The sequence below is a fragment of the Mesorhizobium sp. CNPSo 4689 genome (assembly GCF_057784325.1).
The window spans coordinates 1-21642 of record NZ_JBWLUZ010000024.1 but is presented as its reverse complement, the minus strand read 5'-3'; the positions used below and the strand labels follow the sequence as shown (position 1 = coordinate 21642).

24 protein-coding genes and 1 pseudogene are annotated in these 21642 nt (G+C 63.8%); 14 read left to right on the top strand and 11 right to left on the bottom strand.

What is annotated here, in order from left to right:
- Positions 1-45 precede the first annotated feature (45 nt).
- Together AC04SI_RS24130 and AC04SI_RS24125 are read right to left on the bottom strand one after the other, a co-directional pair.
- On the bottom strand, positions 46-441 hold the full coding sequence (locus tag AC04SI_RS24130; RefSeq protein ID WP_488475037.1) for a (R)-mandelonitrile lyase: 396 nt from the start codon (positions 439-441) through the stop codon (positions 46-48).
- Positions 442-592: 151 nt separating this feature from the next.
- Positions 593-1141 (bottom strand): methyltransferase family protein, encoded by a 549-nt coding sequence (locus AC04SI_RS24125; RefSeq protein ID WP_246801245.1) that lies wholly within the window; start codon positions 1139-1141, stop codon positions 593-595.
- A 137-nt stretch (positions 1142-1278) separates the two neighbouring features.
- Here AC04SI_RS24125 and AC04SI_RS24120 point away from each other — a divergent pair, with 137 nt between their 5' ends.
- The 4 genes and pseudogenes from AC04SI_RS24120 to AC04SI_RS24105 all read left to right on the top strand — a co-directional run bounded on the left by AC04SI_RS24120 (position 1279) and on the right by AC04SI_RS24105 (position 5776).
- Positions 1279-2145 carry an alpha/beta fold hydrolase gene (locus tag AC04SI_RS24120; protein WP_488475036.1) on the top strand — a complete coding sequence of 289 codons (867 nt, stop codon included), beginning with the start codon at positions 1279-1281 and terminating at the stop codon, positions 2143-2145.
- Positions 2146-2173: 28 nt separating this feature from the next.
- Positions 2174-2398: pseudogene (locus AC04SI_RS24115) on the top strand (EAL domain-containing protein); the annotation flags it as partial.
- Between the two features lie 157 nt (positions 2399-2555).
- A complete protein-coding gene (locus AC04SI_RS24110) occupies positions 2556-4607 on the top strand; it encodes an elongation factor G (protein ID WP_404279940.1) in 2052 nt (683 codons plus the stop codon).
- Between the two features lie 671 nt (positions 4608-5278).
- The gene (locus tag AC04SI_RS24105) at positions 5279-5776 is read left to right on the top strand and encodes a methyltransferase family protein (RefSeq protein ID WP_404279941.1); all 498 of its coding nucleotides are present in this window, start codon (positions 5279-5281) and stop codon (positions 5774-5776) included.
- Positions 5777-5843: 67 nt separating this feature from the next.
- On the opposite strand, the gene AC04SI_RS24100 is transcribed toward AC04SI_RS24105, so the two are convergent.
- Together AC04SI_RS24100 and trxB are read right to left on the bottom strand one after the other, a co-directional pair.
- Complete coding sequence (locus AC04SI_RS24100) at positions 5844-6740, bottom strand: LysR family transcriptional regulator (protein WP_006202475.1); 897 nt, start codon at positions 6738-6740, stop codon at positions 5844-5846.
- 71 nt (positions 6741-6811) lie between these two features.
- Positions 6812-7786, bottom strand: coding sequence for a thioredoxin-disulfide reductase (gene trxB / locus AC04SI_RS24095; RefSeq protein WP_404279944.1), 975 nt, complete (start codon positions 7784-7786; stop codon positions 6812-6814).
- A 243-nt stretch (positions 7787-8029) separates the two neighbouring features.
- On the opposite strand from trxB, the gene AC04SI_RS24090 reads away from it, so the two are divergent.
- Entirely contained in the window at positions 8030-8506 is a 477-nt protein-coding gene (locus tag AC04SI_RS24090) for an Lrp/AsnC family transcriptional regulator (RefSeq protein WP_006202477.1), read from the top strand.
- Positions 8507-8595: 89 nt separating this feature from the next.
- On the opposite strand, the gene AC04SI_RS24085 is transcribed toward AC04SI_RS24090, so the two are convergent.
- From AC04SI_RS24085 to AC04SI_RS24070, 4 genes are all read right to left on the bottom strand, one after another.
- Positions 8596-9240 (bottom strand): HAD-IIIA family hydrolase, encoded by a 645-nt coding sequence (locus AC04SI_RS24085; protein ID WP_404279946.1) that lies wholly within the window; start codon positions 9238-9240, stop codon positions 8596-8598.
- Positions 9233-9805 (bottom strand): D-sedoheptulose-7-phosphate isomerase, encoded by a 573-nt coding sequence (locus AC04SI_RS24080; RefSeq protein WP_006202479.1) that lies wholly within the window; start codon positions 9803-9805, stop codon positions 9233-9235. Before AC04SI_RS24080 ends, AC04SI_RS24085 begins: the two co-directional genes overlap by 8 nt.
- Positions 9806-9812: 7 nt before the next feature.
- Positions 9813-11300: a D-glycero-beta-D-manno-heptose-7-phosphate kinase gene (rfaE1, locus tag AC04SI_RS24075; RefSeq protein ID WP_404279949.1), complete on the bottom strand. Its 1488-nt coding sequence runs from the start codon at positions 11298-11300 to the stop codon at positions 9813-9815.
- Between the two features lie 144 nt (positions 11301-11444).
- Positions 11445-12077, bottom strand: coding sequence for a LysE family translocator (locus AC04SI_RS24070; RefSeq protein ID WP_404279951.1), 633 nt, complete (start codon positions 12075-12077; stop codon positions 11445-11447).
- Between the two features lie 161 nt (positions 12078-12238).
- On the opposite strand from AC04SI_RS24070, the gene rfaD reads away from it, so the two are divergent.
- The 3 genes from rfaD to waaC are packed head-to-tail and all read left to right on the top strand — an operon-like array spanning position 12239 to position 15149.
- Positions 12239-13189 carry an ADP-glyceromanno-heptose 6-epimerase gene (gene rfaD, locus AC04SI_RS24065; RefSeq protein WP_404279953.1) on the top strand — a complete coding sequence of 317 codons (951 nt, stop codon included), beginning with the start codon at positions 12239-12241 and terminating at the stop codon, positions 13187-13189.
- The gene (waaF, locus tag AC04SI_RS24060; RefSeq protein WP_404279955.1) at positions 13162-14169 is read left to right on the top strand and encodes a lipopolysaccharide heptosyltransferase II; all 1008 of its coding nucleotides are present in this window, start codon (positions 13162-13164) and stop codon (positions 14167-14169) included. The genes rfaD and waaF overlap by 28 nt, the downstream gene beginning before the upstream one ends.
- The gene (gene waaC, locus AC04SI_RS24055; protein WP_404279957.1) at positions 14166-15149 is read left to right on the top strand and encodes a lipopolysaccharide heptosyltransferase I; all 984 of its coding nucleotides are present in this window, start codon (positions 14166-14168) and stop codon (positions 15147-15149) included. Before waaF ends, waaC begins: the two co-directional genes overlap by 4 nt.
- A 232-nt stretch (positions 15150-15381) precedes the next feature.
- Here waaC and greA read toward each other — a convergent pair whose 3' ends face one another.
- Positions 15382-15855 carry a transcription elongation factor GreA gene (greA, locus tag AC04SI_RS24050; RefSeq protein WP_006202485.1) on the bottom strand — a complete coding sequence of 158 codons (474 nt, stop codon included), beginning with the start codon at positions 15853-15855 and terminating at the stop codon, positions 15382-15384.
- On the opposite strand from greA, the gene AC04SI_RS24045 reads away from it, so the two are divergent.
- Positions 15854-16141, top strand: a complete 288-nt coding sequence (locus tag AC04SI_RS24045; protein WP_488475035.1) for a hypothetical protein — start codon at positions 15854-15856, stop codon at positions 16139-16141. The genes greA and AC04SI_RS24045 overlap by 2 nt on opposite strands.
- On the opposite strand, the gene AC04SI_RS24040 is transcribed toward AC04SI_RS24045, so the two are convergent.
- Positions 16128-16661, bottom strand: a complete 534-nt coding sequence (locus AC04SI_RS24040) for a tetratricopeptide repeat protein (protein WP_404279959.1) — start codon at positions 16659-16661, stop codon at positions 16128-16130. The two genes, AC04SI_RS24045 and AC04SI_RS24040, sit on opposite strands and share 14 nt — an antisense overlap.
- Before the next feature lie 180 nt (positions 16662-16841).
- On the opposite strand from AC04SI_RS24040, the gene AC04SI_RS24035 reads away from it, so the two are divergent.
- From AC04SI_RS24035 to AC04SI_RS24015, 5 genes are all read left to right on the top strand, one after another.
- A complete protein-coding gene (locus tag AC04SI_RS24035) occupies positions 16842-17267 on the top strand; it encodes a DUF3775 domain-containing protein (protein WP_006202487.1) in 426 nt (141 codons plus the stop codon).
- Positions 17268-17343: 76 nt separating this feature from the next.
- A complete protein-coding gene (locus AC04SI_RS24030) occupies positions 17344-18246 on the top strand; it encodes an extensin-like domain-containing protein (protein WP_488475034.1) in 903 nt (300 codons plus the stop codon).
- A gap of 123 nt (positions 18247-18369) precedes the next feature.
- On the top strand, positions 18370-19194 hold the full coding sequence (locus AC04SI_RS24025; protein WP_404279963.1) for an extensin-like domain-containing protein: 825 nt from the start codon (positions 18370-18372) through the stop codon (positions 19192-19194).
- Between the two features lie 74 nt (positions 19195-19268).
- A complete protein-coding gene (locus AC04SI_RS24020; RefSeq protein WP_192183834.1) occupies positions 19269-19976 on the top strand; it encodes an LssY C-terminal domain-containing protein in 708 nt (235 codons plus the stop codon).
- Positions 19977-20079: 103 nt separating this feature from the next.
- A complete protein-coding gene (locus AC04SI_RS24015) occupies positions 20080-21390 on the top strand; it encodes a hemolysin family protein (RefSeq protein WP_404279966.1) in 1311 nt (436 codons plus the stop codon).
- A gap of 44 nt (positions 21391-21434) precedes the next feature.
- Here AC04SI_RS24015 and AC04SI_RS24010 read toward each other — a convergent pair.
- Positions 21435-21642, bottom strand: a 208-nt coding sequence (locus AC04SI_RS24010; RefSeq protein WP_488475033.1) for a hypothetical protein, incomplete at its 5' end; no start/stop codon positions are given.

Sequence of the window (21642 nt, the reverse complement as noted above, 5' to 3'; positions counted from 1 at the left end):
CCCGGCCGCGGACGGCCGGGTTTTTTGTTTCAAAACAACAAGATATCAATCGCCAACCTGCTCGTCGGTGACCTGTTCCAGCCAGTCCGCATGGACGCCGTCGAGCGCCTCCTGCATGGCGATATGCGTCATCGCCGTTTGCGCGCCGGCGCCATGCCAGTGCTTTTCGCCGGGATCGAACGAGATGACGTCGCCGGCTTTGATCTCCTGGATCGGGCCGCCCCAAGTCTGCGCGCGTCCGGCGCCGGATGTGACATAGAGCGTTTGGCCAAGCGGGTGTGTGTGCCAGAAGGTGCGTGCGCCAGGCTCGAAGCTGACCAGGGTGGCCCTGAGCCGGGCCGGCGCTTCCTTCTGGATGATCGGTGTCTGCAGCACGCGGCCGGTGAAGTATTTGTCCGGAGCGATAATGGTCGGCACGCTGCCGCAGGCAATAATCTTCATGGTACTGATCCTCAAGCTGACGGCGCGGCAATCGTCGATCCGGTGGCGCCGATCATGGAAGCGAGCGGCACTCTCGTCCGATATCGGCTGTTGCGCAACCGCCTCCTCGACACCGTCCAGCAAGCGGCACGCACGGATAATTGCGGCAGCGCTACCCCAGCCGCGGCCAGAACAGGCCGGCTCGCTTGCGATGGGCCGCATAGGCGTCGGCCAGTTCGGTGCGCGAAAACTTCTTCTCTTCGTCCAGAGCCGCGATCACATAGATCACGATTATCCCGGCAACCGGCACCACCGCCAGGATCGACCAGGTGGCGATGCCCCATCCGATCCAGAAGATGATGTAGGATGTGTAGAACGGATGGCGGATATAGCCGAACGGACCGTCGGTCACCAGGCTATGGGGATTGTCCTCGGCAAAGGCAAAGCGCAGCCGCGCCTTGCGCGACGTCGAGATCGCCCACCAGAACAGGGCAGAGCTGACCAACTGGATCGCCAGCCCGGCGATCAACGCTAGCGGCGGCTGCGGCAGGATCCAGAGTATCGCCAGAAAGAACAGTGCCGTCGCGGCCACGACCGCTGAAATCACCCTCGCGCCGGCAGACATTGTCGTCGCCTGGAAATGGGCACGCATCGACCAGAGATACTGGCCGACCGTTGCAATGCTGCTGATCGAGAGAAGAAGATCGAGCCCGCGTTCCATCACCACCCCCCATCGTTAGGATTCGGCCACTATAAACGGTCGCCCCTTATAAATCCTTTCTTAACCAGAAACTTAAAGGCGGTGTAGACCCCGCTGTGCGATGTTGCCGGCCACGCAATCCGGAGGTTCAATCCAGCATGGCCGTTGCCGAGCGCATGATCCGCACATCACAGGCCGATTTGCGCCTCAGCGAATCGTCGGGCCTTGGCATGCCGATCCTGATGATCCATGGCTCGGGCAGCTCGCGCGCCGTGTTCGCCAGGCAGTTCGACAGCCCGCTCGCCGATGCCCACAGGCTGATCGCCTTCGACCTTCCCGGTCATGGCGGATCGTCTGACGCTCACGACCCGGCAACAGCCTACACGATCGCCGGCCTGGCCCGGTCGGCGGGTGAACTCCTCGACCGACTGGCCATCAGGCGTGCCATCGTTTTCGGCTGGTCGCTCGGTGGCCACGTCGCCATGGAGTTCGCGGGTTTCCATCCGGCAATCCGCGGACTGATGCTGACCGGCGCCCCGCCTGTGTCCAAGGGGCTGTTCGGCATGCTGCGCGGCTTCCATGCGCATTGGGACATGCTGCTCGCCTCCAAGAAAATCTACTCGGAGCGCGATGCCGAGCGTTTCGAGGCATTGTGCTTCGGCGACAGCGCCGATCCGTCCTTCCGTCAGACCATACTGCGCACGGACGGCAGGCTGCGCGCCACGGTGACGCGCAGCATGATGAGCGGCGACGGCGCCGACCAGAGGCAGGTGGTCGAGCAGGCCGCATTCCCGGTTGCGATCGTCAACGGTGAAAATGATCCGTTTGTCCGGCTCAGTTACTTCGAGGCGCTGCACTACGGCGCTCTGTGGGAACATTGCCATGTCGTCCCCGGTGTCGGACACGCCCCCTTCTGGGAGCGGCCGGACCTGTTCAATCCGATGCTGTCGCGCTTTGCCGACGCGGTCGAGGCGCAGAGCGCGGATGGCGCCCTGGTGAGGCAGCGCCGAAGCCAGGCCGGTTGAACGGACCGCGTCGGCGACGATGCCAACCCACGATCAGGTCGCCCAGATCTTCGTTTCTGCGCTGGCGCAGATCGCGCGTATCCAGCATGTCACCATCGTTGCCGAAGGCATCGAGACGGAAGAAGAATTCACCCTCGCCAGGGCCGCCGGCAGCAACCGCTTCCAGGGTTACTTCTTCGGCAGGCCGGGACCGCGCGACAAGGCCGGCGCCCTGCTTGCCGCGCGCACCGGATCGCTCGCCCGCACCGCCTGAGACAACCAAGCCGGCGAATTTCCTATTTTCCTTGCCCTCCCCGCGAACCCGTGGGACGATGCTATCGGGCAGGTGGCGAAACGAAAAGAACCCCCGCCCGCGACGGCCGTACAGGCCGGCCGCCGCTCCCAGGGAAACGCCTGAGTGGAGGTCAGCCATGGGTACTCGCGCCGGAGGACGACGCACGGGACCGAAATGCATTGCCATAGTCGGTCCCTTCGCAAGCGGTAAAACGACACTTCTCGAAGCCATACTCGCCCGCACGGGCGCCATTCCCCGCCAGAATCCCGTTTCGTCGGGAAGCACCGTTTCCGATCATTCGCCCGAGGCGCGCGCTCACGCCATGAGCGTCGAGGCGACCTTCGCCACGACCGAATTCATGGGCGAGCAGCTTACCTTCGTCGACTGTCCCGGCTCCATCGAATTCTCTTTCGAGGCCGAGCCTGTGCTCGCCGCCTGCGACGTCGCCGTCGTCGTCGCCGAAGCCGACGAAAAGAAGATTCCCGCCCTGCAGCTCATCATGCGCAAGCTCGACGATCTCGGCGTGCCGCGCATCCTGTTCCTGAACAAGGTCGACAAGGCGATCGCGGGCGTGCGCGACACGCTGAAGATGCTGCAGCCGGCAAGCTCGGTGCCGCTGCTGCTGCGTCAGATTCCGCTGCGCAAGGACAGCGTCGTCATCGGCTCGATCGATCTGGCCTTGGAGCGCGCCTACATCTATCGCGAGTATGCCGAAAGCGAGGTCGCCGACATCCCGGGCGACGACAAGGCGCGTGAGCTTGAGGCGCGCTTCTCCATGCTGGAGACACTCGCCGACCACGACGACCAGCTCATGGAGCAGCTGCTCGAGGAGATCGAACCGCCGAAGGACGAAATCTTCGACGACCTCGCCGCCGACCTGCGTGAAGGCATAGTGACGCCGGTGCTCATCGGCACCGCCGAGAAGGGCAATGGCGTGCTGCGTCTGCTGAAGGCGATCCGTCACGATGCGCCCGACGTCGAGGCGACGCGCAAACGCCTGGGCGCCCCCGACGGCAATCAGACGGTGGTCCAGGTGATGAAGACCATCCATACGGCGCATGGCGGCAAGCTGTCGGTCTCGCGCGTGCTCTCCGGCCAGGTCGCCGACGCCGCCGAACTCTTCCTGTCAGGCGGCGAAACGGCAAAAGTGTCCGGCATCTACAAGATGCTCGGCAAGGACCAGTCCAAGCTCGCCATCGCCAAGGCAGGCGACACCGTCGCGCTCGGCAAGCTCGACACCGTCAAGACCGGCGAAACGCTGAGTTCGGGCAAAGGCGGCATCAAACCGCTGGCCACGCTGGCGCCACCGCAACCGGTCTTCGCTTTCGCGCTGCGGCCGAAGGAACGCAAGGACGAGGTCAAGATGTCGGCGGCCATCCAGCGTCTTGCGGAGGAGGATCCCTCGCTCAGCCTGCGCCACAACCAGGATTCCGCCGAGACCGTGCTGTCGGGGCATGGCGAGATGCATCTGCGTGTCGTGCGCGAGCGCCTCGAAGGCAAGAACCAGATCCCGGTCGAGGGCCACACACCGGCCGTGCCCTACCGCGAGACGATCCGCAAATCGGCGCAGCAGCGTGGACGCCACAAGAAGCAGTCAGGCGGCCACGGCCAGTTCGGCGATGTGGTGATCGAGATCAAGCCGCTGCCGCGCGGCTCGGGTTTCCAGTTCACCGACACCATCACCGGCGGCGTCGTGCCGAAGACCTACATCCAGTCGGTCGAGACGGGCATCCGCGATTATCTGAAGTCCGGCCCGCTCGGCTTCCCGGTGGTCGACGTCGCCGTCAACCTGTCCGACGGCTCCTACCATGCCGTCGATTCCTCGGACATGGCCTTCCAGATGGCCGCCAAGCTGGCGATGAAGGAAGGCATGGCCGCCTGCTCGCCGGTATTGCTCGAGCCGGTGATGAAGGTCGAGATCGTCACGCCGTCCGAAGCGACCTCGAAGATCATTGCTCTCATCCCGCAGCGGCGTGGCCAGATCCTCGGCTATGACGCTCGGCCCGACTGGCCGGGATGGGACGTCGTCGAGGCGACCATGCCGCAGGCGGAGATCGGCGATCTGATCATCGAACTGCGCTCGGCAACGGCGGGCGTGGCCAGCTATCGCGCCGTGTTCGACCATATGGCCGAACTCACCGGACGTCTGGCCGACGAGGCGATGAACACCAGCGGCAAGGCTGCGTGAGAAAGCAAAAACGGCGCCCGGGTTTCCGGACGCCGTCTATTGCGGACCGTCTCCTGGGAGGCAAACGGCAGGTCCGCCGCATCGCTCTGCCGATGGCTGACGGATAAAAATGGTTCGGACGCGGTAGCCGCCTGAGCCCGGTCCGTCCGAGTGATGCCCCCATCTCCCGGACGAGCCAACCGCGTCCTATGATCTGCTTAATCGATGGAGCGCGTCTGCGCCATGTTACCCGAGGTTACATGTCACTGTTACGTGGCAATGCCGATCGACTTTTTTCGAGGTCAGTGGACTTCGGGCAACAAAAAAGCCGGATCAATAAAGATCCGGCTGAATTTGATTGGAAGTGCCTGTTAGGGCTAACCTCCAGAGGGGAACACTCGAGGGCGCTAATGGGAGGAGAACGCGCCCAGGAGATGATCTATATATGTGCTCATCATGCCCAAGAAACAAGCATCTATTTTGCAACACACGCATGCAAAAAGACGCAGGCTGTGGTCCAACCCATTCCCAGGCACGATAGGACCAGGAAAATCGCCGGAAATTGACGAAGGTTTCGCGGCCAAACCCGTTGCGGAACGCCGAACCAGCCCGATTTTGCCACCCAAACGCAGAAACCGCCCGATGATGCGGAATCGGGCAGTGTCCGTTCAATTCTACGGCAGGATTTCGTGATGCGCACAATTCAGGCAATCGCCGGCAGCGCATTGTTCTTCATTGCGGCACCCGGTGTCGTCGCGGGCGTGATGCCATGGGTGCTGACCGATCGCTATCGTTTGCCGCTGTCGACGCTGCCGGGCTTGGTCCCGGCCGGCTGGATCCTGATCCTCGCGGCGGTGGCCCTGCTGCTCCATTCCTTTGCCCGCTTCGCGCTCGAGGGGCTGGGCACACCAGCACCGGTGGCGCCGACTGAAAGACTGGTCGTCGGCGGCATCTACCGCCATGTCCGCAACCCGATGTATGTGGCCGTGCTCTCGATCATCCTCGGCCAGGCGCTGCTGTTTTCGAGCTGGGCCGTCTTCGGCTACGGCATCGTCGCCGCCGCGGCCATGGTCTCGTTCGTCAGGTTCTACGAGGAGCCGACGCTCGCCCGCCGCTATGGCGCGGAATACGAAGCCTATCGCCGGGCCGTCCCCGGCTGGCTGCCTCGCCTGACGCCTTGGCGGGGGTGAGCCGCGTTGTCTCAGGGTATGTCGAGATTCAGGTCAGGCCGGCATCACCTGAATGTAGGCCTACCCCTCAGAAGGACCAACTGCGCGCCTTGGCGATGATGAAATCGCGGAACACATGAAGCTTCGCCTGGTTCTTCATCGCATCCGGATAGGCGAAGTATGTGTCGAAGGACGGCACTTCGGTCTCCGGCAGCAACTGCACCAGGCCTGAGTCCTTGTTGATCACGTAGTCGGGCAGCATGGCGATGCCGGCGCCGCCCTGCACGGCGCGCTTGATCGACAATATGTCGTTGATCTGCAGCGTCGGCACCCTTTGCCCGCCTTCGAAATCGCCGACGGTCTCCAGCCAGTTCAGCTCCGACAGATGCGACGGCACCGGCACGCCGAAGGTGACGATGCGATGCGTCCTCAGTTCGGCAACCGAGGCCGGTTGACCGTGCTTGGCGACATAGGCCGGCGAGGCATAGAGATGGAAATGCACGGTGAACAGCCGGCGCTGGATGAGATCCGGCTGCTGCGGCTGGCGCAGCCGGATGGCGCAATCGGCCTGACGCATGGTGAGGTCGAGTTCCTCATTGGCGAGGATCAGCTGCAGGCTGATCTCGGGATAGAGCTCGATGAACTCCTGCACGCGTTCGGTCAGCCAGCCGGCACCCAGCCCCACCGTGGTCGTGACCCGAAGCACGCCGGACGGCCGGTCCTTGGCTTCGGTCAGCCGCGACTTGATCGTCTCCAGCTTCATCAGCACGTCATGCGCGGTGCGGAACAGCATCTCGCCCTGTTCGGTCAGCACCAGGCCACGGGCGTGACGGTTGAACAGCGGCACGCCGACGTCGTGCTCCAACGCGCTGACCTGCCGCGAGATCGCCGATTGCGACAGGTGCAGTGTCTCGGCGGCATGGGTGAACGACCCCGCCTCCGCCGCAGCGTGAAACACGCGTAGCTTGTCCCAGTCCAGCGCCATGATTCCCCTCGCTCTGTTTTGGCGTCTGAATGAAAAATCAGGCTTTTAAACGACTTTCTCAAGTCGCTACGTTACTCCGCCGCCTCGCGGTGAACCTCGATACCGGCGAGATACTTTTCCGCCTCGAGCGCGGCCATGCAGCCGAGCCCGGCAGCCGTCACCGCCTGGCGGTAGATGTCATCGGTAACGTCGCCCGCCGCGAACACGCCGGGCACGTCGGTGCGGGTCGAGTCCGGTGCCGTCCACAGATAGCCATTGGGCTTCTGCTTCAGCTTGCCGACGAACAGCTCGACCGCCGGCGCATGGCCGATCGCCACGAACACACCATCGACCTTCAGCTGCGTCACCTCGCCGGTTGCGATGTTGCGCAGCTTCAGCCCTTCTACCGAAGGCGGCAGCGGCGCCTTGCCGGGCTGGCCGGTGATCTCGTCGACGATCGTGTCCCAGATGATGCGCACGTTTTCCTTCTTGAACAGCCGCTCGCGCAGGATGCGCTCGGCGCGGAAATCGCCGCGCCGGTGAATGACCGTCACGCTCTTCGCCAGGTTGGAGAGATAGAGCGCCTCCTCGACCGCCGAATTGCCGCCGCCGATCACCGCGACGTCCTTGCCGCGATAGAAGAAGCCGTCGCATGTGGCGCAGGCCGACACGCCGAAGCCCATGAAGGTCTGTTCGGTCGGGATACCCAGCCATTTGGCCTGCGCGCCGGTGGCGATGATCAGCGCATCGGCGGTGTAGGTGGTGCCGGAATCGCCCTTGGCGCGAAACGGCCGCACATTGAGGTCGACCTCGGTGATGATGTCGTTGATGATGTCGGTGCCGACATGCTCGGCCTGCTTCAGCATCTGTTCCATCAGCCACGGGCCCTGGATCGGATCGCCAAAGCCCGGATAGTTTTCGACATCGGTGGTGATCATCAGCTGACCGCCCTGCTGCAGGCCGGCGACCAGCATGGGTTTCAGCATGGCACGGGCGGCATAGATCGCCGCCGTATAGCCGGCGGGTCCGGAACCGATGATGAGAACAGGCGCGTGTTTGGTGGTCATGAAAAGCCTCTGTGGAGGGCAGCCAGGGATTGCGGCATGGAAATCACGCCTGATGTCGCGCGTAATGTAAGTGCTGCCCGTGACGCCAGCAAGGCAAGTTGGCCTTCGTCCCCGGAAAGCTTCGGCGCCGGCATATCCGGCAATATCCGTGTCCGGATCAAAAATCGTCGGCAGAGGGATGGAATGCATCCCGGAGTCTAATTAGAAATCACGAAAGATTCTTGCGCGCGGGGAAAGCCGACAATGCCGCTCAAAGCCGACCTCGACGCCATCGACTGGAAAATCCTGCGCGAACTTCAAAACGACGGACGCATGACCAATGTCGAACTGTCGAGCCGTGTCGGCATTTCGGCTCCGCCCTGCCTGCGCCGCGTCCGGCGGCTGGAAGAAACCGGCATCATCCGTGGCTACCGCGCTTTGCTCAACGCGCCGGCGCTCGGCATGGATGTCGTCGCCTTCTGCCTCATCGGCCTGCATCACCAGGCAGACGCCGAGCTCAAGACCTTCGCCGAGCGCACGCGCGGCTGGCCCATCGTGCGCGACGCCTGGATGGTTTCGGGCGAATCCGATTTCCTGCTGCATTGCGTGGCAAGCGACCTCGGCACGTTCCAGACCTTCGTCATCGAGGAGCTGGCCTCGGCGCCGAATGTCGACACGGTGCGCACGGCGCTCACCATTCGCCGGGTCAAGGATGAGGGCCTGGTGGCGTTTCCGGCCTGATCGATAACCTCGTCCGGTGGTATCCGACAATCTGAAAATCACGGAAAACCAGCAGCGTAGCGCCGGTTCCTGAATTTGCGGGAAGCGCTTCAGAGTGCCTCTATTGCGGCCAGCAATCCGTCCAGATCTTCGCGGTCGCGCAGCGGCGAAACCTTGAACCCTGCCTGCTCGGAGGCATCACCATCGATCAGCCAGCCGCTCGACAGGCCGGCGCGCTGTCCCGCCTCCATGTCCGCCTGTTTGTCGCCGACGATCAGCGAGCGCCGGAGATCGAGTTCGAGACGTTTCGCTGCCTCGAACAGCATGCCCGGATTGGGCTTGCGCATCGGATGGCTGGCGACCGTCAGCAGCCCGGTGCCTGCGTCGTGGTAGGCGCAGGCGAGAACCATGCCGACGAATGCACTCCTGTCCCGCAACAGGTCGAGCACACGGCCATTGACCGCGGCGAACTCATCCCAACCGGAATAACCGCGGGCGATGCCGGACTGGTTGGTTACCACCACCACAGGGATGTTGGCCCGATTGGCGGCCGCAATGGCAGGCGCGATGTTGTCGCGCAGCACGATGTCGGCCGGGTCGTCGGGATAGCCGGTATCGACGTTGATGGTACCGTCGCGGTCGAGGAACAGCGCTGGCCTGTTGGCAGGAAAGACCGTGCCGCCGATCCGCTCGATCCATAGCCCCGGCTCGACGAGCGGGTGCGGCGAAGTCTCGACGGCAGCCTTGTCAGCCATCGCTGAGACGGGCTTCGACGACCGCGCACAGATGGTGGTAGAGGCAAAGATGCCCCTGCTGGATGATCGGCGTCGAGGTCGAGGGCACGTTGAGCAGGATGTCGGTCAGCGGCTTCAGCTTGCCGCCAGTGTCGCCGGTCATGCTGACCACCGTCATGCCCATCTTGCGCGCCTGCTCGGCGGCGGCAAGGATGCTCGGCGAATTGCCGCTGGTCGAGATGGCGAGCAGCACCGCACCGGCCGACCCGTGCGCCTCGACCTGGCGCGAAAACACCGTGTCGAAGCCGTAGTCATTGCCCCAGGCGGTCAGCACCGCCGCGTTGGCCGGCAACGCGATGACATTGTAGGCCTTGCGCTCCTTCAGGAAGCGGCCGACCAGTTCGCCGGCGATATGGATGGCATCGCTGGCCGAGCCGCCATTGCCACAAATCAGCAAGGCCTTGCCTTGCGAAAGCGCTGTGACAACAGCACTCACCGCCCGCTCCATCTCGCCCGTCAGGTCGCGCTCGGCCATCGCCGAGATCGCGGCCGCCGAGCGGACCAGGTAATCGTTCAGTTCGGACATGATACCCTCAGTTTGTGGTAGCGCGCAGTCTGCCGATGGTGCCGGTGGTGCTCTTGCCGGCGACGAGATCGACCAACACCACGCGCCCGCCCGCCTTCTGCACGACGTCGGCGCCAACCACGGTGTCGACCGTGTAGTCGGCGCCCTTGACCAGTATGTCGGGCAGCAAGGCCTCGATCAGCGCCAGCGGCGTGTCCTCCTCGAAAACGACGACAGCATCGACCGAGGCAAGGGCGGCGAGCACGCAGGCGCGGTCGTGCTGGTCGTTGACCGGGCGTCCCGGGCCCTTCAGCCGCCGCACCGAGGCATCGCTGTTGAGACCGAGCACCAGCCGGTCGCACTGGCTGCGCGCCGCATGCAGCAGGCTGACATGGCCGGCATGCAGGATGTCGAAGCAGCCATTGGTGAAACCGACGCTCAGGCCCTCATCCTTCCACGCCGCGACCATGCGTGCGGCCGATGTGGCATCAAGGATGGCATCCTTGTGGGCGGTCGGTCCGTGCGACCGAAACAGCGCGCCGGTGAGTTCCTCGACCGTCAGCCGCGCGGTGCCGCGCTTGCCGACCACCACACCGCCCGCGGCATTGGCGATGGAGGCGGCCATCACACGATCGGCGCCCGCGGCGAGTGCCAGCGCAAACGTCGCAATGACGGTATCGCCGGCGCCCGAAACGTCGAAGACTTCCCGCGCCTGCGTGGCGATGTGGCGGGCATCGTCAGGGCCGATGACACTCATGCCCTTTTCACTGCGAGTCGCCACGACGAAGTCAAAATCGTGTGCGGCGATCAACTCCCGCGCGGCGGTGACGATCTCGTCATCGGCAAACACCGCGTGGCCGACGGCCTCGCCGAGTTCCTTGCGGTTGGGCGTGATCGCGGTCGCGCCGGCATAGCGCGCATAGTCGCGGCCCTTCGGGTCGACCAGAACCGGCTTTCCCGCATCGCGGCAGATCGAGATCAGTTCGCCGGCGACGCCGTCGAGCAGCATGCCCTTGCCATAGTCGGACAGGATGACGATGTCGGCCCGCGCAAGTGCGGCACGGAAATGCCCAACCAGCGTCGCCCGCTCGCTGGCCGCCAGCGGCTTCACTTCCTCCTCGTCGAAGCGCAGCACCTGCTGGTTGAGCGCGCTGAAGCGGCTCTTCGACGAAGTCATGCGGTCGCGGTCCTGCGCTAGGCCGCCGGTATCGGTGCCAAGCTCGCCCAGAATCCGCATCAGATTGTCGCCGGCCACGTCGGTGCCGATAACCGAGACCGGGATCGCTGCGGCACCCAGCGAAACGATGTTGGCGACGACATTGCCCGCACCGCCCATCGCCAGCATCTCGCCGCGCCCGTGCAGCACCGGAATCGGCGCCTCGGGCGAGATGCGCTCGATGACGCCGCTGACGAAACGGTCGAGGATGAAGTCGCCGACCACCAGAACGGTGACGTCACCAAAGCGCGCGATGGCGCGGTGCAGCGGTTCGGGAGAAGGCGGATTGTGCTTGATCATGTTACGGGCAACGCGCGGGAAAAGCCTGTTTTGAAAACGTTCCGGAGTTCGATCGGCAGGGCCGGTCGTTCATGGCGAAGCCGATATACCGCAATTCGAGCCAGCGCAACGGCGGCCGGGTCACGGTCAAGTATGGCTGATGGGTCAACTCTTCTGCAGGGCGACATGCACGCCCAGCCCGACCAGCACGGCGCCGCCCGCCCGCTGCATCATGCGCTGCGCGCGGCCTGAACGCCGCAGCCGCGCAATCATCGCACCGGCCAGGAACACGCACATGATATCGGCAGAGGAAAACATCAAATTGACGATCGTCCCAAGCACGACGAATTGCAGCCACACCGGAAACGCGGCCGAGGCATCGATGAACTGCGGCAGGAACGCCATGAAGAAGATCGCGGTCTTCGGATTGAGCACCTCGACGGTGACGCTCTCGAAGAAGGCGCGGCGTGCCGATTTCCGGTCGATGAGCGGCAACGCCGCATCGCCTTGCGCCCTGGCGCGAAACAGCGAAACGCCGAGCCAGATCAGATAGAGCGCGCCGATGAGCTTGACCGCCATGTAGAGCGGCGGCACGGCGTGGAACAGCACGGACAGGCCGGCAGCAGCGGCAATGACATGCACATAGCCGCCGAGATGGATGCCGAGCGCCGCCGTCAGCCCGGACCAGCGCCCGCGCGCCATGGTCTGCGCCGCGGCATAGAGCATGGCCGGACCGGGGATATAGGCAAAGATCGCCGTGGTGGCGAAAAAGGCGATAAGCAGTTCGGTCGACGGCATTGCCTTGTCCCTCATTATGCGCCGGGCGGCACGAGCCGACTGAAGCGGGAGCTTTGCGGCGCCACTGTGGCGAGCGCTCGTCATGCCTGCCTGCTTTATCGACAGGCCGGCACACCTCCCTTATAAGGCCGGAATCGGCAAGCGAAACCAGGGCCAGCAACATGATCATCGTCACGGGCGCCGCCGGCATGATCGGCTCGAACATCGTCGCCGCGCTCAATGCCGAAGGTCATGACGACATCCTCGTCGTCGACGACCTCACCGACGGCCACAAGATCGCTAACCTCGCCGACTTGCAGATCGCCGACTATCTCGACAAGGACGATTTCCTCGCCCGCCTCGAAGATGGCGGGCTCGGCCGCATCGAGGCCGTCTTCCACCAAGGCGCCTGCTCGACCACCACCGAGTGGAACGGCAAGTTCATGATGGACGTGAACTACGCCTATTCGAAGCGGCTGCTGCATGCGTGCCTGGCGCTGCGCGTCCCCTTCCTCTACGCGTCCTCGGCTTCGGTCTATGGCGGCGGCGCCGAGTTTCGCGAGGAGCCGCAATATGAGCGGCCGCTCAACGTCTACGCCTATTCCAAGAAACTCTTCGACGACTATGTCCGGCGCACCGTCTTCGACACCGATCATTCGCCGGTGGCGGGGCTGCGCTATTTCAACGTCTACGGACCGCGCGAGGCGCACAAGGGCGCCATGGCCTCGGTCGCCTTCCATCTGTTCAATCAGGTCGAGCGGGGACAGAACCCAAAACTGTTCGGCGCCTATGGCGGGTTCGGACCCGGCGAGCAGAGCCGCGACTTCATCCATGTCGGCGATGTCGCCGACGTCAATTTGTGGCTGTGGAAGCGGGGCTCGAGCGGCATCTTCAATTGCGGCACCGGCCGCGCCCAGCCGTTCCGCGCCATTGCCGAAACGGTGATCGACACGCTGGGCAAGGGCGAGATCGAGTTCATCGAATTTCCCGACCATCTCAAGGGCAGCTACCAGAGTTTTACGCAAGCTGATATGTCCCGCTTGCGCGCAGCCGGCTACAATGGCCAATTCCGCACCGTCGAAACCGGCGTCAGAGACTATGTCGAATGGCTGAAAGCCCAACGATCCTCGTGATCGGCCCACGCTGGGTGGGTGATATGGTGATGGCGCAGTGCCTGTTCTCGGCGCTGAAGCAACAATATCCGAACGCCGCCATCGACGTGCTGGCACCGGCCTGGGCAGCACCTTTGGTCAAGCGCATGCCCGAAATCCGCCAGCAGATCGACTTTCCGCTGAAACCCGGCGCGCTCGAATTCCGCATCCGCCGGCGTTTCGGCCGCCTGCTGCGCGGCCGCTACGACATGGCCTATGTCCTGCCGGGCAGCTGGAAATCGGCGCTGATCCCGTTCTTTGCCCGCATCCCGCGCCGCGTCGGCAACCTCAGGGAAATGCGCTACGGCCTGCTCACCGACATCGTGCCGCTGCCCGCCGCGGTGAAGCGGCGTACGGCGCAGGCCTATTTCAGTCTTGCCAGGGGCGGAACGTTCCAGGCGCCCAGGCTCACCGTGGACGCGGGCAACCAGGCGGCCCTGCTCGAACGCTTCGGGCTGAAGGCGGAGAAATTCGTGGCACTGATGCCCGGCGCCGAGTTCGGACCTGCCAAGCGTTGGCCGAGCGAAAGCTATGCCGGCCTCGCCCGCGAGATGATGGCCAAAGGCCTGAAGGTGGCGCTGTTCGGCTCGAAGAACGACGCCGACGTAACTGGCGAAATCGCCGCCTTGGCGCCAGGCGCTGTCGATCTGGCCGGCAAGACGCGGCTGGAGGACGCCATCGACCTGATATCAGCTGCCAAGCTCGCAGTGTCCAACGACAGCGGCCTGATGCATGTCGCCGCCGCCGTCGGCACGCCGGTCGTCGCCATCTATGGCTCGACATCGCCCAAAAATACGCCGCCGCTGGCGGAACGCTCCGAACTGGTCTGGCTCGGCCTGTCGTGCTCGCCCTGCCACCAGAAGATCTGCCCGCTCGGCCATCTCAATTGCCTGAAGACGCTTGAAGTCGGACAGGTTGTCGCGGCGGCTGACCGCTTGCTGGAAATACCGGCCGCCGCATGAAGGTGCTGATCGTCAAGACCTCCTCGATGGGCGATGTCATCCATACGTTTCCGGCCGTCGAGGATGCCCGCCGCCATCGCCCGGACGTGTCATTCGACTGGTGCGTGGAGGAGGCTTTTGCCGGCATTGTTGGCCTGCATCCCGCGATCGGGAAAATCCACACCGTAGCTATCCGGCGCTGGCGCAAGCGGCTCTTCGACAGCGACACTTGGCGCGAGGCCACAAACCTGCGCCGTGCCTTGCGGGCCTGTCGCTACGACCTTGTCATCGACGCACAGGGCTTGCTGAAGTCGGCCCTGGTGGCGAAGCAGGCTGCGGCTCCGATCGCCGGCTTCGACCGCTCGAGCGCACGTGAACCGTCGACTACCTGGTTCTACGACCGCCGCTACGCCGTGCCGCGCGACCTGCACGCTATCGAGCGTACAAGGCGGCTCTTCGGGATGGCGCTCGACTACCAGCCCGATCTTTCCGAACTCGGCTCCGGCATCGTGCCGCCGGCCGACGGCCTGACTGGGGTCAGCGGCAAAACCGCCGTTCTGCTGCACGGCACCAGCCGCGAGGACAAGAAATGGCCGGTGGCGGACTGGATCGAAACCGCCCGGCTGGTGGTCGACAGGCAGATGACGCCGGTCGTCACCTGGTCGAACGAGCCGGAAAAGGTTGTGGCCGAAGCGATCGCCAAGGCTGTTCCGCAGACCGTGCTGGTGCCGAAATCGCCGCTCGCCGTCATTGCGGCGATCATCGGCCGATCGGCCTTCGTCATCGGCGCTGACACCGGCCTTACCCACCTCGCCAGCGCCTTCGGCCTGCCGACGGTCGCGGTGTTCCTGGCCACCGAGCCCGGCCTGACCGGCCCGCGCGGGCCGTACGCATCGACGCTTCTGTCTGCGCCTGGGGACCGTGTTGAGCCGGGAGAGGTGATGGTGGAGGCTGAAAGGCTAATGGAAGGACAGACGCTTGGTCAGACCAGCAAGAATTGATTTTGATCAATTCAATCGGAAAGGTCAGCGCTGCCCCTCATTGCCTTACCGGGCATTTCTCCCCGTAAACGGGGAGAAAGAAGCTGGCCGCAACGCTGGTGATTGGCGAAATCGTCTATGACGGCGTCATTCTCCCCGTTTACGGGGAGAAGATGGCGGCAGCCAGATGAGGGGCGGCGCAACGTATTGATATTGTAGGTTTCTGCCTAAGGGCAGAACGACAGCCAGTGCCTCAAATAAACTGCACCTGGACGATCTCATAACCCCTGGCACCACCTGGTGCATTGACCTCGATGGCGTCGCCGACCTCCTTGCCGATCAGCGCACGGGCGATTGGCGAGGAGATCGAGATGCGGCCCGACTTCACGTCGGCTTCCTGGTCGCCGACGATCTGGTAGGTCTTCTTCTCTTCGGTGTCCTCGTCGACCAGCACCACAGTGGCGCCGAACTTGACCTTGTCGCCGCTGAGCTTGGTGACGTCGATCACCTCGGCCCGCGCAATCAGATCTTCGAGCTCGTTGACGCGACCCTCATTGTGGCTCTGCGACTCTTTCGCAGCATGGTATTCGGCGTTTTCGGAAAGGTCGCCATGCGAGCGCGCTTCGGAGATCGCCTCGATGATGCGCGGCCGCTCTTGCTGCTGGCGCCAGCGCAGTTCTTCCTTCAATGACGCGAACCCCTCGCCTGTCATCGGGACCTTGTTCATGATGCCTGACCTTTCCTGCCGCTACCCCCGCGTTTCGGGGATAGCCTTGTCGATGGGTACAAAAAGAAAACGGTCCGGCAGCCTCGGGCTAACGGAACCGTTTCACCGCAATTTGGCTGAATATAGCAATCTTCACGCGTTTTTCACGCCCAAAAATGGGTTTTTGAAAAATCCCCCGCCGATTCCGAACCTGACGTTGCGGCAGGTGCGCGGGAGGCAACAAAAAACCGGCTGCGATCGCCCGCAGCCGGTCCAATGCTTGGCGGATCGGATCAGCTCCGCATGAAATGATCGATCTGCTGGGCCAGCATGCCGTATTCGCGCGAACCCTTGCCGGTGCGCTTCTCGATCTCGCTGAGTTGCTCGCGGGCGCCGGCGAGATCGCCCATCTGCAGATGTGCCTCGCCGAGATATTCGCGCACCAGCGTATAGTCAGGGTTGATGCGCAGCGCTTCCTCGTAATAGCCGAGGCCGACTGTGATGCGGCCGGAATGGCGATGCGAATAGCCGAGATAGTTGAGGATGCGCGGATCCTGCTTGTTCGCGGCAAGGCTGAGCACGGCGATCGCCTCGTCATAGCGCCCGGCCATCGCCAAATCGTGGCCTGCTTCATAGATGTTGTCGTCGTCCAGTATGCCGTATTTCGGCGTGACACACTTTTTCAGCTTCTTGTCCCAGACCTCACCTTTCCTGCACTTGGGGGTGTCGCCACCACCGCCACCGCCTTCACCAGCCGTGAATGCGGGGGCTGCAAACAGCGGCAGGGCGGCAATAGCCATGACCTGAATCAGCAAACGTCTGCGCATCGAAGCCTCCTTGAGAATGACAATGCGATACTAACGCAGGTGCCTCGTCGTTTCATCCCGGAAAGAAACAGCGGCCGCCAACATTTGCAGTTTGACGCCCGCAAACCGAAGATGACGTGACGAATGCCGTAAATCCGCTATCATCCGGCAAACGGCCAATGGAGCATGCGGAGAAGGCCCGTGCAGCAGCGCCTCGAAAGGGAATGGGAGCTTTCGATCGGCCCGGACACCGTGCGCCTGTTCATACTCAAGGCGAAGGCGCTGAGCGCTGCCGTCAACGAAGACTATGCCGATGGTGCCGAGCATGAGATCGAACTCGACGGCCAGTCGCACGACAACCATCACCATGACGGTCTCGCCGAGGAAAGTTCGGAAAACCTCACCGAGGAGGAATTTCGCGAACTGATCAACGACCTCAATGTCGACGAGGCGGCCGAACTGGTCGCGCTGGCCTGGGTCGGCCGGGGCGACTACGACGCATCGGAATGGGCCGACGCGCTGGCGGCCGCGCGCGAGCGTGCCAACAAGCGCACGGCGAAATATCTGCTCGGCATGCCGCAGCTCGCCGATTGGCTGGAAGAAGGACTGGAAGTGATCGGCGCGTGACATTGCGGTTACCGATCGTGATCGGCCGAATGCGCCTTCCGAGGCAACTTCCGCACGGCCCCGCCGTTTGGGGGCGATGGCGGCGCTGACCTTCCCCGGATTTTACAGATTGGCGCTGCCTTTGGCGGCGGCGATGCTGTTGGCGGGGCCAGTGCTCGCCAAGGCTCCGAAACTTCCTGAATCCGTGCCTGTGCCCGAGCTCAATCAACCGGGACCAACGCCGGAACCCGAGCCGGCGGACGTTCCGGTTCCCGAGCCGCGCCCGACCAACGCGCCGTCCGGCCCGTCCGAACCGCCGGCAACGGCACCCATGCCTGCCGAAAAGCCGACGCAGGCAGAGCCGCCGGCTAGCGCGCCGGGCCCGCCGGAGAAACCGTCGGAGGAAAAAAAGACCCTTCCCGATCCGCGATCGGCCTCAATTCCCGCCGGTGAAATGCCCGAGGAAGAACTGGCCTGCCGGCGACGGCTGAAATCGCTGGGCGTCGACTTCGAGGAACACAAGGCCGAGCACGATCAAGAGATCGGCTGCTCGATCCCCTACCCGATCACGCTGAAGACACTCGGAAAATCCGTCGCGATCACCCCTGCCACCGAGCTGAATTGCGCCATGGCCGAGGCGTCGGCACGCTTTGTCGCCGATGTCGTCCAGCCCGTGGCGAAAGCCGAATTCAGCGCCGACCTGAAGTCGATCGGCCAGGCCTCCGCCTTCGTATGCCGGCCGCGCCATAACGGTGGAAAGCTGTCGGAGCACGCCTTCGGCAACGCGCTCGACATTGCAACCTTCACGCTCTCGGACGGCAAGAAGATCGAGGTCGGCCCGACGCCGCCCGAAAAGGACGCGAAATTCCTGAACGCGGTGCGCAAGGCAGCCTGCGGGCCGTTCAAGACCGTGCTTGGCCCGGGCAGCGACGCCGACCATTCGCTGCACTTTCACTTCGACCTTGAGCCGCGTCGCCACGGCGGCACTTTCTGCCAGTGAGCGAAAGGCGAGGTGTAGAGAGCGGCGCGCCGCAATTTGGCCGCAGCCGTGAACGCCGGCGCTGATTTTTCCTTTACTCTTGGCGACTAGACTTGTGCCATCCGGGGACAGGGATGCCTTTCAATGGCCGGAAGATCTGGCGCCATGTTTGCCATGGCACGGTACAAGAAACATGCGCGCATCGCCGTCGGGCGGCTGGCGACAGTGCTTGCGATTGCGGCGGTGTCGGCCTGCACCACCGGAGATGTCTTCTCGCTCCAGCCCGCCGTCGATGTCGGCAGCCAGACCGCCGCGGTGCCCACCGCCGTCCCGGAATACCAGGGCATGCAGCGTCTCGTTCCCTCCAACCCCTATATGACAGCCGCCTATCCGCGCATGGACGAGCCGATGTCGCCTCTTGAACAAATGCCGGCCAGCGAGATCGACTGTCGCAGCGAGCTGAAGCGCCTCCGCGTCGCCTACACCGATCTGGCGCCGATCCATGAAGGACAATGCGGCATCGACTATCCGGTCAAGGTCTCGGCCATCGGCAGCATCCAGATGAAACCCGCCGCGACGCTGACCTGCGACATGGCCGCCACCTTCGCCGGCTGGACGAAGAACGAACTCGTGCCGTCCGCCCGCTGGCGCTATTTCTCCGGCGTCAAGACCATCCACCAGGGCTCCAGCTATTCCTGCCGCAACATCGCCGGCGAAGGTGTGTTGTCCGAGCACGGCAAGGGCAATGCGCTCGACGTGATGAGCATCGAGCTCAACAATGGCGACGACATCGACGTGCGCAAGCCCGGCCTGTTCGCCTTCCGCACCCGCGGCTTCCTCAACACCGTGCGCGCCGACGGCTGCCAGTATTTCACCACCGTGCTCGGTCCCGGCTACAATTACGACCACCGCAACCATTTCCATTTCGACATCAAGAACCGCAAGAACGGCTACCGCGCCTGCCGCTGAGCCCAGACGGATGACCTCTGCCCAAGGCTGGCAACGCCGCATAGAATGATGCCGTACATGTTCGGCGGTATCGGATGAGCCAACGCACCCTTCGACGACGCGCCGCAATCTGGCTGGCGGCGTTCTGCGCCTTCTATTTGGCGCTCGCCTATTTCGCGGCGCCCGAATTCTGGACGTGGCGGGACCGCGGCTTCCGCACGCAGCGCTTCGAGATGATCACGCACACGCCGCAAGGCATCCCGGGCGACCCGATCAATGTCGGCCTTGTCGGCACCGAAAAGGAGGTCGTCCACGCCTTCGCCGTCGCCGGCTGGGATACGGCAGACGCCGTCACGCTGAAGACGGCGATCGAGATCGGCGAAAGCGTGCTGTTCGGCCGCCCCTACCCTGACGCTCCGGTCAGCCGGTTGCTGTTCGAAGGCCGCGCCCAGGATCTGGCCTTTGAAAAGTCGGTCGGCGACAGCGCCGACCGGCGTCACCACGTCCGCTTCTGGCAGGCCGACGCCCGCGGTGACGATGGGCGGCCGCTCTGGCTCGGATCCGCCAGTTTCGACCGTGGCGTCGGCCTCAGTCACGACACCGGCGCCATTACCCACCATATCGGTCCCGACATCGATGCCGAGCGTAACTTCCTGATCGGCGACCTCCGCGCCGCCCGCATGCTGATCTCGACCAGCGACATACCAGGGATCGGCGCGACGAAGACCGGGCGCAATGGCGGCGGCGATCCCTATTTTACCGACGGCAAGGCAGTGATTGGCATGCTCAGGCAATTGCCTTGAGATCATAGGTCCGGGTTCGGATTGAAATGGTCGTGAGGCGTGATCTTCTAAAAATCATGGCTGACTATTTTCGAAGACCTCGCCGCAATGCTATTGACCGCGCATGCTTTACGTTGAAATCGCCACCGTGGTCGTCCTCATCTGTGTGAACGGCCTTCTGTCGATGTCGGAACTTGCGATCGTCTCGTCACGGCCGGCCCGCCTCAAGACGATGATCGACCGCAACGTCAAGGGTGCCGGCCGCGCGCTGGCGCTTGGCGCCAATCCTGGCAAATTCCTGTCCTCGGTGCAGATCGGCATCACCCTGGTCGGCGTGCTCTCCGGCGCCTTCTCCGGCGCCACGCTCGGCGCGCGGCTGGCGCAGTTCCTCGCATCGACCGGTATTCGTGAAAGCGCCGCTGACCCGCTCGGCGTAGGCATTGTCGTTGCCGCCATCACCTATGGCTCGCTGATCGTCGGCGAGTTGGTGCCCAAGCAGATCGCGCTGCGCGATCCCGAACGCGTTGCCGCGAGGGTCGCGCCGGCGATGACCATCCTTGCCACCGTCGCAGCGCCGCTCGTTTTCCTGCTCGACATTTCCGGTCGCGCGATATTGTGGCTGCTTGGCCAGCGCGGCGAGAGCGAGGAGAAGGTCACCGACGAGGAGATCAAGATGCTGGTCGCCGAGGCCGAGCACCACGGCACCATCGAATCCGACGAGCGGCGCATGATCGCCGGCGTCATGCGGCTCGGCGACCGCGCCGTGCGCGCGGTGATGACGCCACGCACCGAGGTCGACTGGATCAACCTGCAGTCCGACGAGACCACCATACGCAAGCTCTTGATGGAGACCCAGCATTCGCGCCTGCCGGCCGGCGACGGTGGCGTCGACGCCATGATCGGCGTCGTCCAGACCCGCGACGTGCTGGCGGCGATCCTCGGCGGCAGGGCGCTGGAGCCGCGCCGCCATGTGCGCGCCGCCCCCATCGTCCATGACCAGGCCGATGCACTCGACGTGCTGTCGAAACTGAAGGAATCGGATGTCCCGATGGCCCTGGTTCATGACGAGTATGGCCATTTCGAAGGCATCGTCACCCCGGCCGACATTCTAGAAGCCATCACCGGAGTCTTCCGCGCCGACCTCGACGCCGGCGAAGAGGAAAACGCCGTCAAGCGCGAGGACGGCTCATGGCTGCTCGCCGGCTACATGCAGGCCGACGAGATGGCAGACATTCTGGGCATCGACCTGCCGGAAAACCGCGACTACGAGACCGTCGCCGGCTATGTCCTGTCACACATGCACCATTTGCCGGCGACCGGCGAATGCGTCGACGCGCAAGGCTGGCGCTTCGAGGTGGTCGACCTCGACGGCCGCCGCATCGACAAGCTCATCGCCACGCGGCTGGCGAGCGGCCACCGCGAAGTGGTGCGCTGACGGACGCATGTCGGCTTGACCCAACGAAGACATTCACGCCGCAGCTAGAGCCTGGCAGCTTTGCGCCGCATATAGGTCGTAGAGATCGGCTTTGCGGCTTCCCGAAAGCAGATGAGGTGGATGGCTCCCGCTCCCGGCATCACAGTCCACAGTGGGTTTGCTGTCAGGCAACCCGAGCTAAGGAGCCATCCGCCATGCAGATTACCACCGTGGGCCTTGATCTGGCCAAGCGCATTTTTCAAGTTCACGCCG